15 protein-coding genes and 1 riboswitch are annotated in these 15356 nt (G+C 57.9%); of the genes, 12 read left to right on the forward strand and 3 right to left on the reverse strand.

Annotated features, from left to right (window positions below; genetic code table 11):
• Window positions 1-39 precede the first annotated feature (39 nt).
• The 12 genes from C7476_RS12615 (at window position 40) to C7476_RS12670 (ending at window position 12618) form a co-directional block, all read left to right on the forward strand.
• Window positions 40-1356, forward strand: coding sequence for an ABC transporter substrate-binding protein (locus C7476_RS12615; protein WP_114430273.1), 1317 nt, complete (start codon window positions 40-42; stop codon window positions 1354-1356).
• 177 nt (window positions 1357-1533) lie between these two features.
• Window positions 1534-2430 (forward strand): carbohydrate ABC transporter permease, encoded by an 897-nt coding sequence (locus C7476_RS12620; RefSeq protein ID WP_114430274.1) that lies wholly within the window; start codon window positions 1534-1536, stop codon window positions 2428-2430.
• A 1-nt stretch (window position 2431) separates the two neighbouring features.
• Window positions 2432-3298, forward strand: a complete 867-nt coding sequence (locus C7476_RS12625) for a carbohydrate ABC transporter permease (protein WP_114430275.1) — start codon at window positions 2432-2434, stop codon at window positions 3296-3298.
• A gap of 6 nt (window positions 3299-3304) precedes the next feature.
• Window positions 3305-4402 carry an ABC transporter ATP-binding protein gene (locus C7476_RS12630; RefSeq protein ID WP_114430276.1) on the forward strand — a complete coding sequence of 366 codons (1098 nt, stop codon included), beginning with the start codon at window positions 3305-3307 and terminating at the stop codon, window positions 4400-4402.
• A gap of 4 nt (window positions 4403-4406) precedes the next feature.
• Window positions 4407-5519: a mandelate racemase/muconate lactonizing enzyme family protein gene (locus C7476_RS12635; RefSeq protein WP_114430277.1), complete on the forward strand. Its 1113-nt coding sequence runs from the start codon at window positions 4407-4409 to the stop codon at window positions 5517-5519.
• A gap of 2 nt (window positions 5520-5521) precedes the next feature.
• The gene (locus C7476_RS12640) at window positions 5522-5851 is read left to right on the forward strand and encodes an L-rhamnose mutarotase (RefSeq protein WP_114430278.1); all 330 of its coding nucleotides are present in this window, start codon (window positions 5522-5524) and stop codon (window positions 5849-5851) included.
• Between the two features lie 11 nt (window positions 5852-5862).
• On the forward strand, window positions 5863-6936 hold the full coding sequence (locus C7476_RS12645; RefSeq protein WP_114430279.1) for a Gfo/Idh/MocA family protein: 1074 nt from the start codon (window positions 5863-5865) through the stop codon (window positions 6934-6936).
• Window positions 6937-7392: a MaoC/PaaZ C-terminal domain-containing protein gene (locus C7476_RS12650; protein WP_112530467.1), complete on the forward strand. Its 456-nt coding sequence runs from the start codon at window positions 6937-6939 to the stop codon at window positions 7390-7392.
• A gap of 18 nt (window positions 7393-7410) precedes the next feature.
• Window positions 7411-8145: an SDR family oxidoreductase gene (locus C7476_RS12655; RefSeq protein ID WP_114430280.1), complete on the forward strand. Its 735-nt coding sequence runs from the start codon at window positions 7411-7413 to the stop codon at window positions 8143-8145.
• A gap of 154 nt (window positions 8146-8299) precedes the next feature.
• Window positions 8300-9577: an L-fuconate dehydratase gene (locus tag C7476_RS12660; RefSeq protein ID WP_114430281.1), complete on the forward strand. Its 1278-nt coding sequence runs from the start codon at window positions 8300-8302 to the stop codon at window positions 9575-9577.
• Window positions 9578-9822: 245 nt separating this feature from the next.
• A riboswitch (cobalamin riboswitch) is annotated at window positions 9823-10168 on the forward strand.
• A gap of 117 nt (window positions 10169-10285) precedes the next feature.
• A complete protein-coding gene (locus tag C7476_RS12665) occupies window positions 10286-11527 on the forward strand; it encodes an aromatic ring-hydroxylating oxygenase subunit alpha (RefSeq protein WP_114430282.1) in 1242 nt (413 codons plus the stop codon).
• Window positions 11527-12618: an FAD-binding oxidoreductase gene (locus C7476_RS12670; RefSeq protein WP_181872433.1), complete on the forward strand. Its 1092-nt coding sequence runs from the start codon at window positions 11527-11529 to the stop codon at window positions 12616-12618. Before C7476_RS12665 ends, C7476_RS12670 begins: the two co-directional genes overlap by 1 nt.
• Here C7476_RS12670 and C7476_RS12675 read toward each other — a convergent pair.
• From C7476_RS12675 to C7476_RS12685, 3 genes are read right to left on the reverse strand one after another with little or no spacing between them, the layout of a single operon-like run.
• Window positions 12615-13835 (reverse strand): NAD(P)/FAD-dependent oxidoreductase, encoded by a 1221-nt coding sequence (locus tag C7476_RS12675; protein WP_245426306.1) that lies wholly within the window; start codon window positions 13833-13835, stop codon window positions 12615-12617. The genes C7476_RS12670 and C7476_RS12675 overlap by 4 nt on opposite strands.
• 17 nt (window positions 13836-13852) lie before the next feature.
• Window positions 13853-14167 (reverse strand): MocE family 2Fe-2S type ferredoxin, encoded by a 315-nt coding sequence (locus tag C7476_RS12680; protein WP_114430284.1) that lies wholly within the window; start codon window positions 14165-14167, stop codon window positions 13853-13855.
• A gap of 30 nt (window positions 14168-14197) precedes the next feature.
• Window positions 14198-15301, reverse strand: coding sequence for a fatty acid desaturase family protein (locus C7476_RS12685; protein ID WP_181872423.1), 1104 nt, complete (start codon window positions 15299-15301; stop codon window positions 14198-14200).
• Window positions 15302-15356: the final 55 nt, after the last annotated feature.

The raw sequence follows: 15356 nt of genomic DNA on the forward strand, positions 1-15356 counted from the left end.
AGAGCCGGGGAGCGGCCGCTCGATTTACGGGAGGGAACCATGAAAAATCTGTTGGCCAGCGTTTCGGCTGGCGTCATCGCAATTTTCAGCGCGCAAGCAGCACTTGGTGCAGATCTGCCGGGAAAGTTCGACGGCGTAACGATCGACGCCAAGCTTATCGGCGGACAGCAATATGAGCCGCTTTACGAGCGTATCGGCGAATGGGAAAAGCTGACCGGCGCCAAGGTCAACATCCTGTCGAAGAAGAACCATTTCGAACTCGACAAGGAGATAAAGTCGGATATTGCTTCAGGCAGCCTTAATTGGTGCGTTGGCTCAAACCACTCGTCGTTCGCTCCGCAGTATCCCGATATCTATACCGACCTGAACAAGCTGCTTCCTGCGGAAGAAATCGCCGCCTTCGTTCCGACGAACATCAAGTCGTCGACGCTGGACGGCAAACTGGTCATGCTGCCGCGCGCGCAGTTCGACGTTTCCGCACTCTATTACCAGAAGAGTATTTATGCCGACGAGGCCAACAAGAAGGCTTTCAAGGAAAAGTACGGTTATGATCTGACGCCGCCCGATACATGGCAGCAGGTCAGCGATCAGGCCATCTTCTTCACCAAGGCGCCGGATTTTTACGGCACGCAGTTTGCCGGCAAGGAAGAGGCGATCAACGGCCGTTTCTATGAAATGCTGATTGCTGACGGCGGCGAGTATATCGACAAGGACGGCAAGCCGGCCTTCAACTCCGAAGCCGGTGTCAAGGCGCTCGACTGGTTCGTCAATCTCTATAAAGCGAAAGCTGTTCCGGCAGGCACGACCAATTACCTCTGGGACGATCTCGGCCAGGGTTTTGCATCGGGCTCGATTGCCATCAATCTTGATTGGCCAGGCTGGGCGAGCTTCTTCAACGATCCGAAATCGTCGAAAGTGGCAGGCAACGTCGGCGTGAAGGTAGCGCCTGCGGGTTCCTCCGGCAAGCGCACTGGCTGGTCCGGTCATCATGGCTTCTCGGTGACGGAAGTCTGCGCCCACAAGGACGCTGCGGCCTCGCTCGTCTGGTGGCTGACCAACGAGGACAGCCAGAAGCTCGAAGCCAAGGCCGGTCCCTTGCCGACACGCACGGCGGTCTGGGAATGGGACATTGAGCAGGCGAAGGGCGATCCCTACAAGACCGAAGTACTGAACGCCTTCCAGGAAGAAGCAAAGAGCGCGTTTCCGGTTCCGCCATTAGCCGAATGGATCGAGATTTCCAACGCCGTCTATCCGGAACTGCAATCGGCCATTCTTGGCGACAAGACGTCCAAGGAAGCACTCGACACCGCGGCCAAGAAGGCGACCGAAATCCTCCAGGATGCCGGCAAGCTTTGATGGCAGGCACTGCGGTCCCTCTCTCTTGTGGGGAGGGAGGGACTTCAGGTGCGGGGCGAAGCTTTCGATCAGCACAGCACGAGAAACGGGTAACACCCTCCCGGCTGCTTCGCAGCCACCTCCCCACAAGGGGAAGGTTGAAGCGGAAATGCAGAGTCCAGAAGGCCCATATTTCAGATGAAATTTCCCAAACTATCAGCGCCGACGCTTCTGCTGCTGCCTGCCATCATTGTACTCGCCGCCGTTATCGTGCTGCCGTTGCTGTTCTCGCTCTATTCGAGCTTCACGCCATTCCGGCTGACAAAGCCTGAATCGATCTGGGTATTCATCGGCGTTCGCAACTACGTGAGCGTTCTGACCAACTACGAGTTCTGGGCGGCGTTTGGCCGTACGGTCCTGCTCCTGACCATCGCACTGAATGCCGAGATGTTCCTCGGCCTTGGCCTTGCGATGCTGGTCAACAAGGCGACGCGCGGTCAACGCATCTTGCGGACATTGATGATGTTCCCGATGATGTTCTCGCCGGTACTGGTCGGCTTCCAGTTCAAGTTCCTGTTCAACGACAATATCGGCTTCATCAATAATGCGCTGCAGTCGCTCGGACTGACCACCAATGCGATACCCTGGCTGATCGACGGCAATCTGGCGCTGTTTTCAATCATCATTGCCGAGGTGTGGTCTTCAACGTCCGTCTTTGCCATCCTGATCCTGGCTGGACTGCTGGCAATGCCCCAGGAACCGGTTGAAGCGGCGCGGGTCGATGGCTGCACGCCATGGCAGACATTCCGCTACGTCACCTGGCCATATCTGATGCCCTTTGCCTTTATCGCCATGACGATACGATCGCTGGATGTGGCGCGGGCCTATGACATCGTGAAGATCATGACCGATGGCGGGCCGGCCAAACGCACCGAACTCCTGTGGACACTGGTCGGACGCACGGCCTATAGCGATGCGCGCATGGGCCTTGCCAATGCCATGGCATATATCTCGATCCTGCTTTCGATCCTGTTCACCGTATATTTCTTCAGAAAACTCGCTGCCGCGCGCCAGCAAATCGGAGCGGAGTGGTAAGATGGACAAGAACAGTTCTCATCGCCTGAAACGCCGCTGGCTCAAAGTCGCGCATTTTATAGGCCTGTTCCTGGCGATGCTGGTCATCTGCATGCCGGGCCTGTGGATTGTCTTGAGTTCGCTACGACCGACAGTCGAGATCATGGCGAAGCCACCGGTGTGGATACCGCGCGACATCTCGCTCGACGCCTATCGTGCCATGTTTGGCGGCGCCGGGCAGGGCGGCATTCCGGTGTGGGAATATTTCCGCAATTCCCTGATCATTTCGATCACCTCGACAATCATTGCGCTGATCATCGGCATGGCTGGCGGATATGCTTTTGCGCGCTACAAGTTCAAGGGAAAATCGGGTGTGTTCCTCGGGTTCATGCTGACACGCGCTGTCCCGGGTATCGCATTGTCGCTGCCGCTGTTCATGATCTTTGCCCGTGTCGGCATCATCGACACGCATTTCGCAATGATCCTCATCTACGTGGCGCTGAACGTGCCGTTCACGATCTGGCTGATCGACGGCTTCTTCCGGCAGGTGCCGAAGGATCTGGCGGAAGCCGCACAGATCGACGGCTGCACGCGCTGGCAGGCGTTCTGGCAGGTCGAGTTTCCACTGGCGGGACCAGGTATCGCGTCGGCAGGCATCTTCGCTTTCCTCACCTCGTGGAACGAATATGCGCTTGCATCGCAGATCACGCGGTCGGTGAATTCGAAGACGCTGCCGGTCGGCCTTCTCGACTATACATCGGAGTTCACCATCGACTGGCGCGGCATGTGCGCGCTTGCGGTAGTGATGATCATTCCGGCGCTGACTTTAACGTTTATCATTCAGAAGCATCTCGTATCCGGACTGACGTTCGGCGCGGTGAAAGGTTAACTTGTCATGGCTCCCGTAACACTCAAAAAGCTCGTCAAGAGTTATGGCAATGTCGATGTGGTCCATGGCATCGACCTTGAGGTCAAGGACCGCGAATTCATCGCCCTGGTTGGCCCCTCCGGCTGCGGAAAATCCACGACACTGCGCATGATCGCCGGGCTCGAGGACATCAGTGGCGGCATCGTTGAAATTGGCGGCAAGCCGGTGAACGACCTGCCGCCGCGTGCGCGCAACATCTCGATGGTATTCCAGTCCTATGCGCTCTATCCGCATATGACAGTACGCGAGAACATGGGCTTCTCGCTGAAGATCGGCAAAGTCGCGCAAGCCGAGATCGATACGCGGGTCAACGAGGCTGCGGCGATCCTCGATCTCGACAAATATATGGACCGCCGTCCGTCGCAACTTTCCGGCGGTCAGCGTCAGCGCGTGGCCATGGGCCGGGCGATCGTCCGCAAGCCGGACATATTCCTGTTCGACGAACCTCTCTCTAACCTCGATGCAAAATTGCGCACGCAGGTGCGTACCGAGATCAAGCGATTGCACGCGAGGGTGCAGGCGACGATGATTTATGTAACGCATGATCAGGTTGAGGCGATGACGCTATCCGACCGCATCGTTATCATGCGCGATGGACATATCGAGCAGGTCGGCACACCCGAGGAAGTGTTCAAGCGGCCGGCCACGCGGTTCGTCGCCGGGTTTATCGGTTCTCCGCCGATGAATCTCAACGAGGCGACTGTGGATAATGGAAAGTTGGTTTTTGCCGGCGGGCAGAACCTGCCACTGCCGGCGGAGTTCCGCAGCAAGGTTACGGCCGGCGACAAAGTGATTTTCGGCCTGCGCCCCGATGATATTTACCCGACAGGGCACGGCATCAATTCCGGCGAAGCGACAGACGTGCACGAAATGGAACTGCCTGTTTCGATCACGGAGCCGCTCGGCAATGAGACGTTGCTTTTCATAACCATGGCAGAGCGCGAATGGGTATCACGCATGCTCAATCCTCGCACCATAGACACCGGTGAAATGGTAAAATTCAGTTTCGACCTGTCGCAGGCGCATCTGTTCTCGCCTGAAACCGGCAAAACTTTGCGGGGATAGTGCTATGGCCAAGATCGAAAAAGTTGAATTGCGCATGGTGGATTTGCCGCCAAAGGTGCTGCGTACCGATGCGATCCAGAGCTTTGTCAGCCAGGAGACGCCGATCGTTACTATCACCGACAGCGATGGTGCGGTGGGGACAGGCTACAGCTATACGATTGGCACCGGCGGCTCCTCCGTGATGCGGCTGTTGTCCGATCATCTGGCACCGCGTCTCCTCGGCAAGGATGCGGACCAGATCGAAGCAATCTGGCGCGAGCTTGAGTTTGCTACCCATGCGACGACCATCGGTGCCATCACGGCGATCGCCCTTGCCGCCGTCGACATAGCGCTCTGGGATTTGCGCGCGAAGAAGCAGGGCCTGCCGCTATGGAAGCTGGCAGGCGGCGCCAAGGATCGCTGCCCACTTTATACTACCGAGGGTGGCTGGCTTCATATCGAGAAGCAGGCGCTGGTTGACGACGCGCTGCAGGCGAAGGCCAAGGGTTTCAAGGGGGCGAAGGTCAAGATCGGCCGCCCGCATGGCTCCGAGGATCTGGACCGGCTGTCGGCAGTTCGCGACGCGGTTGGTTCCGGTTTCGAGATCATGACCGACGCCAATCAGGGCTTTACTTTGGACGAGGCCATTCGCCGTTCACAGGTGCTGCGCGACATCGATCTTGCCTGGTTTGAAGAACCGCTACCTGCGGATGACATTGACGGTCACGTGCGGCTTTCGTCGGCAACCCAGACGCCGATTGCCGTCGGCGAGTCGCTTTATTCAATCCGGCATTTCCGCGAGTACATGCAAAAGCGCGCCTGCTCCATCGTTCAGGTCGACGTCGGTCGCATTGGCGGGATCACGCCCTGGCTGAAGGTGGCACACACGGCAGAGGCGTTCGACATGCCGGTCTGTCCGCATTTTCTGATGGAGCTGCATGTAAGCCTGACCTGCGCTGTGCAGAACGGCAAATATGTCGAGTATATTCCGCAGCTGGATGACCTTACCCACACACAGATTCGTATCGAGAATGGCTATGCGATTGCGCCGTCCGAGCCCGGCATAGGTATAGACTGGGACTGGGATGCGGTGAAAGGTCGAAGCGTCGACGAATTCACGACCGAGATAAGGGTCTGACGATGCAACGAATGGGTATGACGATCGGGCTGAATGCGGACAACGTCGCCGAGTACAAGCGGCTGCATGCAGCGGTGTGGCCGGAAATCCTTGAGCTGATATCAAGCTGCAACATCCGCAATTACACGATCTTCCTGCGCGAACCGGAGAACATCCTGTTCGGCACATGGGAATATCACGGCACAGATTTCGCGGCAGATATGGAAAAAATGGCTGCCAATCCGAAGAACAAGGAATGGTGGGCTGTGTGCATGCCCTGTCAGGTACCGCTCGCAACGCGGGCCGAAGGCGAGTGGTGGGCGATGATGGACGAAGTGTTCCATCTCGATTGAAGGACCGCATAATGAGTTTTGACCCTATAACCTTGCAGCAAAGCTGGCCGCTTCCGGCGAAGCCACGCCCGATCGTGACCTTCGGCGCGGGCAGCATCGTCGGCGATGCGCACTATCCAGCTTACAGGAAAGGCGGATTTCCTATCGCCGGGCTGTTCGATCCCGATCAGGCCAAGGCAAAAAAGCTGGCCGATGAATGGGGCGTTACAGCGTACGGCTCCGTCGATGAGGCTGCCGCAGTGGAAAACGCGATCTTCGATCTTGCGACACCACCTTCACGTCATGCCGATATATTGAAGGCCCTGCCGGAGGGTTCCTTTGCGTTGATCCAGAAGCCGATGGGCAGCGATCTTGCGGAAGCTTCCGAAATCCTTCGCATCTGCCGCGAGCGCAATATCACCGCTGCGGTCAATTTCCAGCTGCGCTTTGCACCGATGATGCTCGCGCTGAAAGATGCGATCGCGCAAGGGCGGTTAGGTGAAGTCGTCGATTTCGATGCGTGGCTCGCCTTGGACACGCCGTGGTCCCTGTGGCCATTTTTGGACGGCTTGCCGCGCGTCGAGATCGCCATGCACTCGATCCACTATATCGACCTGATCCGGCAGATCCTCGGCAACCCGCTCGGTGTCCACGCCAAGACACTCGGCCATCCCAACCACAAGGTGGCGCAGACGCGAACGAGTGCGATCCTCGACTATGGCGACAAGGTGCGTTGCTCGCTGTCGGTCAATCATGATCACAAGTTCGGGCGCAAATTCCAGGCCTGCGAATTCCGCGTCAGCGGCACCGACGGCGCGGCCTATGTGAAGCTCGGCGTCAATCTCGACTACCCGCGCGGCGAGCCGGACGAATTGATGATTTATCCGAAGGGCGGGTCTGACTGGATGAACGTACCCTTGCTGGGTGCATGGTTTCCTGATGCTTTCGTTGGGCGCATGGCCAACCTGCAGCGCTTCGCCAGCGGCGAGGACAAGGAACTCGTCAGTTCCGTCGAGGATTCGTGGCACACAATGGCGCTGGTCGAAGCAGCCTACCAATCCAGCGCGGCCCCGGCAACGCCGCTTGCTCTGAAGCCGGGGGCCTGAATGTCCGAACAAGCCATCTATTTCGAGGACTATGAACTCGGGCATGTGCGTGTCACGACGGGACGCACCATTACCGAGACTGATTTCGTGGTGCACGCCGGCCATACGGGCGATTTCTTTCCGCATCACATGGACGCGGAATTTGCGAAGACCACCCCCTTTGGTCAGCGCGTTGCCCATGGCACGATGATCTTTTCAATCGGCGTTGGGCTGACCGCAAGCCTGATCAATCCGGTGGCGTTTTCCTATGGCTATGATCGCCTGCGCTTCGTTCGGCCGGTTTTCATTGGCGATACGATCCGCACACGCGTAACAATCAGCGCCAAGGATGATGACCCGAAGCGGTCCGGCAGCGGACGCGTCGTCGAGCGTTGCGAGGTCATCAACCAACGTGACGAGGTCGTGCTTGCGGCCGACCACATCCTCATAGCCGAGCGCAAGAGCAAGGCGACATAAAGCGATTGGAGATTTGCAATGACTGGTAAGCTTGAAGGCAAGCGGGTTTTGATCACAGCCGCAGGGCAGGGCATTGGACGCGCCTCGGTGCTTGCGTTCGCCCGCGAAGGCGCAATCGTGCACGCGACGGATATCAACCAGCAACTGCTGGATGCACTGCCGAGAGAGGCGGGGATCAAGCCGCGCAAGCTCGACGTGCTGAAGACGGACGAAGTCAATCAGGTGATCGGCGAACTTGGTGCAATCGACGTGCTGTTCAATTGCGCCGGGTTCGTCCACGGCGGCTCGATTCTCGAAATGCCGGATGCTGACCTGGACTTCGCGTTGGACCTCAATGTCCGCGCCATGATCCGAACGATCAGGGCCGTCCTGCCGGGTATGATCGAGCGCAAGGATGGCGCGATCGTCAATATGTCGTCTGTCGCCAGCAGCGTTAAGGGCGTGCCGAACCGCTTTGCCTATGGTGTGACCAAAGCTGCTGTCTTGGGCCTGACCAAGGCGGTGGCGGCCGACTACATCACGCAGGGCATCCGCTGCAACGCCATCTGTCCGGGTACGGTTGAAAGCCCGTCGCTAGAACAGCGCATGCGTGCTGGCGGCGACTATGACGCGACGCGGGCAGCTTTCATCTCGCGCCAGCCGATGGGGCGTCTCGGCTTGCCGGAAGAGATCGCTGACCTCGCTGTCTATCTCGCCGGTGCGACCTATACGACTGGCCAAGCATATAACATTGATGGCGGCTGGACCGTCTAGAGACCTTTGCCAATCCATCCTGATGGCCATCTGATGCGATTTTCTCCGCTTCCGGTGCTCATGGACGAAAATGTCCACTGCGCTCCGGTTCTCGAAAATCACACCAGCTGCCTCATCAAGCTGAATTCTCAAATGTCTCTATTGGAGTAACATTATGACCCGCATTACCGACCTTCGCGTTTTCGATATCCGGTTTCCCACGTCGCAAAGCCTCGATGGCTCGGATGCGATGAACCCGGATCCGGACTATTCGGCCGCCTACGTCGTGCTCGATACGGATGCCGATGGACTTGCCGGCCATGGCCTGACCTTCACCATCGGGCGCGGCAATGAAATCGTCTGTCTCGCGATAGAGACGCTGAAGCATCTTGTCATTGGTCTGGAACTGGATTGGGTGAAGGAAAATCCGGGTCGCTTCTGGCATTTCGTCACAGGCGACAGCCAGCTTCGCTGGATCGGACCGGACAAAGGCGCGATGCATCTTGCTACCGGTGCTGTCGTCAATGCCGTGTGGGATCTTCTGGCAAAGGAAGCTGGGAAACCGGTCTGGCAACTGGTGGGCGAAATGACGCCAGAAGAAATCGTCAACATCGTTGATTTTCGCTATCTGACCGACGTGCTGACGCGTGACGAGGCGCTTGAAATTCTGCGCAAGGCGGAGCAAGGCAAGCAGGAGCGGATCGCGACGTTGAAAGCCGAGGGCTATCCCTGTTACACCACATCTGCCGGCTGGCTTGGCTATTCCGATGACAAGCTGCGACGCCTTTGCCAGGAGGCTGTCGACGCAGGTTTCAATCACATCAAGATGAAAGTCGGTCGCGATCTCGATGACGATATCCGCCGTCTGACCATTGCCCGCGAGGTGATCGGCGACGACCGCATCCTCATGATCGATGCCAATCAGGTCTGGGAGGTCAACGAGGCTATCGACTGGGTAAACAAGCTTGCCTTCGTCAAACCGTTCTTCATCGAGGAGCCGACGAGCCCGGACGATGTGGCGGGCCATCGCAAGATCCGGCAGGCCATTCACCCGGTCAAGGTTGCGACAGGCGAGATGTGCCAGAACCGCATCATGTTCAAGCAGTTCATAGCCGAGGGTGCGATCGACGTCGTACAGATCGATTCATGCCGCATGGGCGGTCTCAACGAGGTGCTGGCGGTGCTGCTGATCGCGGCGAAGTATGATCTGCCGGTCTGGCCGCACGCGGGCGGGGTTGGCCTTTGCGAATATGTGCAGCACCTGTCGATGATCGACTATGTCGCGGTGTCGGGTACGAAGGCGGGCAGAGTCATCGAATATGTCGACCATCTGCACGAGCATTTTGTCGACCCGTGCAATATCCAGAATGCCGCCTATATGCCGCCGGTCCTGCCGGGCTTCTCGATCGAGATGAAGCCGGAATCGATCAAACAGTATTTGTACAAAGCTTAAGAGCGGATTTCTGTTGGCAAGACTGCTGCGCGTGGTTCGACGGAGCTCACCATGAGGGAGTTGGGTTGATTGCATGAGCAGGTCCGCAGAGGTTGGCACTCGTCGGCAGCTGCAGTGTCCTAAACCTCCCTCATGGTGAGCCCCGTCGAACCACGCACAATGGCTTTGTGACACGGAATTGCACCGTGTCGTCTTGCGTAAATGCGATGTCGTTTCCGCGCCTATTCTTTTGTTCTGCCGAGTGCTCTTATCAAGACACTTGAGGTGCCGCTTTCCAGGGAGAGAGCGGAGAATTGGGAAGCCGGTCAGGAATGCAAATCCGGACCATGGCGGCCTGCAAATGATGCTTTTCTGCGCTTCCTGTGCTTATGGACTTTATGTCCAGTTCGCTCCGGTTCTCGAAAAGCACCATTTTCGGCTCGCCCTGGTTCCAAATTTGTCCACATCCTCAACCCGGCGCTGCCCCCGCAACGGTAGTGGAGTGGAAAACGCGGCAAAAACGGCCACTGGGGAGTGCACCCCGGGAAGGCGTCGCGAAGCCCGAAAAGGCAACTCCAGAGCCCGGAAACCAGCCTCGAGTGACAAAACCGACTGATCGCGGTGGGCGATCAAGGAGCATGATTTTGTGCAGGCGACGTTTGACTTGCGCGGAGGTCCTCCTTCACCACCAGTCAGTTCTTTCGCGGGCTATAAGAGCGAGGACACGACATGGACTTAACGAACGAACTGCTCCGGAATCTCAGGAACCGGAAACCAGGATACGGCCTCGAACAGGCCTTCTATTCCGATCCGGATTATTACCGTCTCGACATGGAGAATATTTTCTATCGCGATTGGCTGTTCATCGGCCATGATTGCGAGGTGGCCAAGCCGGGCAACTATTTCACGGTTCAGATTGGCGACTATCCGGTCGTCATCGTGCGCGACCGCCAAAAACAGATCAGAGCTTTCCACAATTCGTGCCGCCATCGCGGCTCGCGCGTTTGTGCCGCCGAAAGGGGCACCGCGGCGAAACTCGTCTGTCCCTATCATCAATGGACCTACGAGCTGGATGGCCGCTTGCTGTTCGCGCGCCAGATGGGCGACGATTTTGACGCCAGCCAGCATAGCCTCAAAACGGTGCATTGCGAGAGTGTCGGCGGCTATATCTTCATTTGTCTCGCGCCCGTTGCTCCCGATTTCGGCCCGACACGCGCTCTGCTTGAACCCTATCTCGCGCCGCATCGCCTGACCGAGACCAAGGTGGCATTCCAGAGTTCGATTGTCGAAAAAGGCAACTGGAAGCTCGTCTGGGAAAACAATCGCGAATGCTACCACTGCGTCGCCAACCACCCGGAACTGTGCAAGACCTTCCCCGAAGCGCCCAGCGCTACCGGGATCCAGGACTCCAAAGAAGATCCTGAGATGGTCGCGCATTGGGAGAAGTGCGAGGCAGTCGGCCTCCCAAGTGTGTTCCGTATCGCAGAAGACGGCCAGTATCGTGCCACACGTGTGCCGCTGCTTAGTAGTGCCGAGAGCTACACGATCAGCGGCAAGCGTGCGGTCGGGAGGCAACTCAGTGATGACGTCAACGCGCAGCAGATCGGTTCGCTGCTGCTCTATCATTACCCGACCACGTGGAACCATGTTCTCGGCGACCAGGCGATTTCTTTCCGCGTGCTTCCGCTCGGACCGAATGAGACCGAGGTCACGACGAAGTGGCTCGTCCACAAGGACGCGGTCGAAGGTGTCGATTACAATCTCGAAGAACTGACCCATGTCTGGCTCGAGACCAACAATCAGGACCGCCGTATCGTTGAAGAAAATGCATTCGGTATCCGCTCGCCTGCCTATGAACCGGGTCCATACTCGGTCGAACACGAAGGTGGCGTGCTGCAGTTCCTCGAATGGTACAGCAATTCCATGGAAACAAGGCTTTCCGGCAATAACAAGCTCAGCAAGGTAGCATGATGAATATGACGCTTCCTCAGACCTATCCGCACCTCGATCAGATGCAGCCATGGAATGATCGGCTGCATCTGCTGGAGTGCCTATCGGTCATCGAGGAAGCGCCCAATGTGAAGACTTTCACGTTCAAATCGGACAATCAGAACTGGTTTCGCTACGAGCCAGGCCAGTTCATGACGTTCGAATTGCCGGTGCAGCCGGAAGCCGTCTTGCGCACATTTACATTGTCATCCAGCCCATCGCGGCCATTCACCATTGCCGTGACGGCGAAAGCCCAGGATGGCAGTATCGGTGCGCGGTGGATGCTCGACCATCTGACGCCGGGTGCGCGGTTGAAGGCATTCGGGCCGCTTGGCGATTTCTCCATGCGCAAGCATCCGGGCGAGAAATACCTGTTCATCTCGGCGGGTTCGGGCATCACGCCGATGATGTCGATGACGCGCTGGATGCACGATTGCGCCCCGCAAAGCGACATCAATTTCGTGACCTGCGCACGCCGACCGAGCGACATTATCTTCCGTAGAGAGCTCGAATATCTAACAAGCTGCATGCCGAACCTGAAGCTTGCCTTCCTTATAAAGGAACACGAGATGGGGCAGGTGTGGACCGGTATTCGCGGCCGTTTTGAAGAGGCACGGTTGCCGTTGCTTTCGCCGGACTTCAAGGACAGGACGATCTTCTGTTGCGGGCCTGAAACGTTCATGCGCGATGTGCGCACCATGCTCGAAGCTGCCGGCTTCGACATGACGCATTACCACCAGGAGAGTTTCGGACCGGCCGCCGAACCGGTGCTGCCGATGATGGACGCGATATCGACAGAGGCCGTTGAGAGATCCGCGATGGTCAGCTTTTCCATGTCGGGTATGGAGGTGCCATGTGCGCCAGGCGAAACGATTCTGAAGGCCGCTCGCGGTGCGGGGATACGTATTGCGGCAGCGTGTGAATCGGGGCTCTGCGGCACCTGCAAGGTCATGAAGATTTCCGGCGAGGTCGACATGGACCACAATGGCGGGATTCTGGACGACGAAATCGACGAGGGATACGTCCTCGCTTGTTGTTCCAAGCCGCTTGGTAACGTTGAGGTCGAGGCCTAGGCTGCAAGTAATGACTTGAGTTTGACGTCTGCGGTAGCGAGCTGGCCCGAATCCGGTCTCGCGCCACGGGCGATAAGCATCTCAGCGAGCCTTATGTCCTTCGCCACTGAATTGCCGGGGCCGATGCCGCTTGCGGCAACAAGGCGGCCATCGGCAGTCAGGTGGAACAGAATGAAAGCGCCATCGCCGAGGTCACGGCGGATCGTCTGTGCACACTCGTCCGAGAGGCCCGCGACCTGCAGACCGAGCTCGTATTGATCCGACCAGAACCAGGGTACCGCTTGATGCGGCTCCTGTGCACCAAGCATGTTGCGCGCAGCCAGCGCCCCTTGTTCCTGCGCATTGCGCCATGCTTCGAGCCGCACCCGGCGTCCGCCATAGACGGCAAGCGGGAAGATACAGCAGTCGCCGGCCGCATAAATATCCGGATCGCTGGTCTGCAGCCACTCATTGACGACGATACCATTGGCTGTTTCCAGCCCCGAGGATTCGGCAAGCGCGGTCACCGGCGTCGCGCCTATGCCGATGATGGCAAGATCCGCCGCGATCACATCGCCTGAAGAAAGCGTGATCGCAACATTGTCTGCAGCGTCGGCAAAGGAGACGATTCCGGTATTGCACAGAATGGTCACGCCTTCGGCGCGATGGCGTGCGTCGAGGACCCTTGCGATTTCCTCGGGGACGCCGCGCATCATGATGCGGCTTTGAGCCTCGATTACAGTGACCGATGCACCGCGTTTGCGAGCGCTGGCAGCAAGTTCAAGCCCGATGAACCCGCCGCCGACAATGACGATGCGTGCTCCGGGCTGAAACCTTGCCCGGATGGCAAGCGCATCGTCAAAACTGCGCAGGGTGGTGCAATGTTGGCTGCCTGCTGCGAGAGGCAGAGGGCGCGGAATGGCACCTGTCGCAAACAGAAGACGCTCATAGGGGATTTGCCGGCCATCATCGAGGGTGACGCGCTTTTCCTCCCGCTCGATTGACGTCGCGGTCGCGCTGCCGATGAAGTCGACGCTTTTTTCATTGAACAGGGATTCAGCGGCTATTGTGCGAGGTGCCGGATGATGATCCGAGACCATCGCTTCCTTGGAAAGCGGCGGCCGCTCATAGGGGAGGTGCTTTTCCGTACCGATCAGGGTGACAGAACCGTTGTAGCCGTTTTCCCGCAAGGCAAAAGCCGCGCGCACGCCGCATTCGCCGGCGCCAATGATGACCATTCCTCGTTCCATCGCCATTACCCCAGCTGTATCAATACTTTACCGGACTCGACCTTGACCGGGTAGGTTTTAAGGTTGATGCACACCGGCGCTCCCTTGGCTTCTCCGGTCTTGTAGTTGAAGCGGCCATTATGCTTGGGGCACTCGATGATCTCATCCATTACAAGACCGTCTGCCAGATGGATGTGTTCGTGAGTGCACAGCCCGTCTGTCGCAAAAAACTCATCGTCGGGGCTGCGGTAGATTGCAAAGGTCTTTCCAGCATGGTCGAAACGCATGACGTCTTCTTCATCGACGTCGTTTGAAGTGCAGGCTTCTACCCAGTTGCTCATCGTTCGATCCTTCCGGTCGTTTATGGACTATTATTCCGCTGCCGCCGCGACAGGTTCGCTATGGAATTCCTCGCGATAGGGCTTGGCAGTCGGCGGCAATTCCCGCTTGAGGAAATAGTCTTCGTTGCGCAACTGCCGCAGGAATGCAGGCACCATCTCGCGGTACGCGTGCAGGATGGACGGGTTTGCCGCCGGCAGATCATGCTTGATCATCGCATGCAACTGTGGCAGCGCGTGATACGGCACCATCGGGAACATGTGGTGTTCGACGTGATAGTTCATGTTCCAGTAGATGAACCGGCTGACGGGGTTCATAAGCACGGTGCGACTGTTCAGGCGGTGATCGGTGACATTGTCGGCAAGCCCGCCATGCTGTAGAAGCCCGGTGAGCACATGATGCCAGGCTCCGTACAGTCGCGGCAGGCCGATCAGCACCAGCGGCAGGATCGATCCGAGGTACAACGAAAGCCCGATCGTGGCGACATAGATCGCGGCCCAGATGCGAGCGATACGGACTACCCTTGGCTGTTCCTGCTCGGGAATGAAGGTCTTTTCCTCGGCGCTGACAATTCCCAGAGCGTTGCGGGTGAGGTCGCCCATGGCGTGCCAGACATCCAGAATACCGAAGAAATTCAAGGTGACACGCAACAAATCGGGTGGACGCATGACCGCGATCTCCGGATCGCGACCGACAATGACCGTGTCCGTGTGGTGTCGCGTATGGCTCCAGCGCCAGGTGACTGGATTACGCATGATCATGAAGCAGGCGATCTGATAGACGACATCATTCATCCAGCGCGTCTTGAAGGCTGTACCGTGGCCGCATTCATGCCAGCGGCTGTCCGAGGCGGAACCATATAGGACGCCATAGGCGAGGAAAAACGGCACGCAAAGCCAGGCGCCCCAGAAATAGACGCCAAGGCCGGCGAAAATCAGCATGCTGCCGAGCCAGATCGCCGTGTCGCGGATCGCCGGGCCGTCGGAGCGCTTCATCAGCTCTTTCATTTGCTTGCGGGGGATGTCGGTGTGATACCATTCGGCCGCAGCAAGACCTGACTCCACGGCCAGTTGCGAGTCACGGCCGATAAGGCTGTAATCCCGCTTTGTCGGCATGGCGAGCGCTGCTGCTTGCATATGAGACCTCCCTCAATTGGTCGAGAGAAGATACGCGTTGCTGCAACCTGCCTCA

It is taken from the genome of Phyllobacterium bourgognense (assembly GCF_003337575.1).
Classification (GTDB): Bacteria; Pseudomonadota; Alphaproteobacteria; order Rhizobiales; family Rhizobiaceae; genus Phyllobacterium; species Phyllobacterium bourgognense.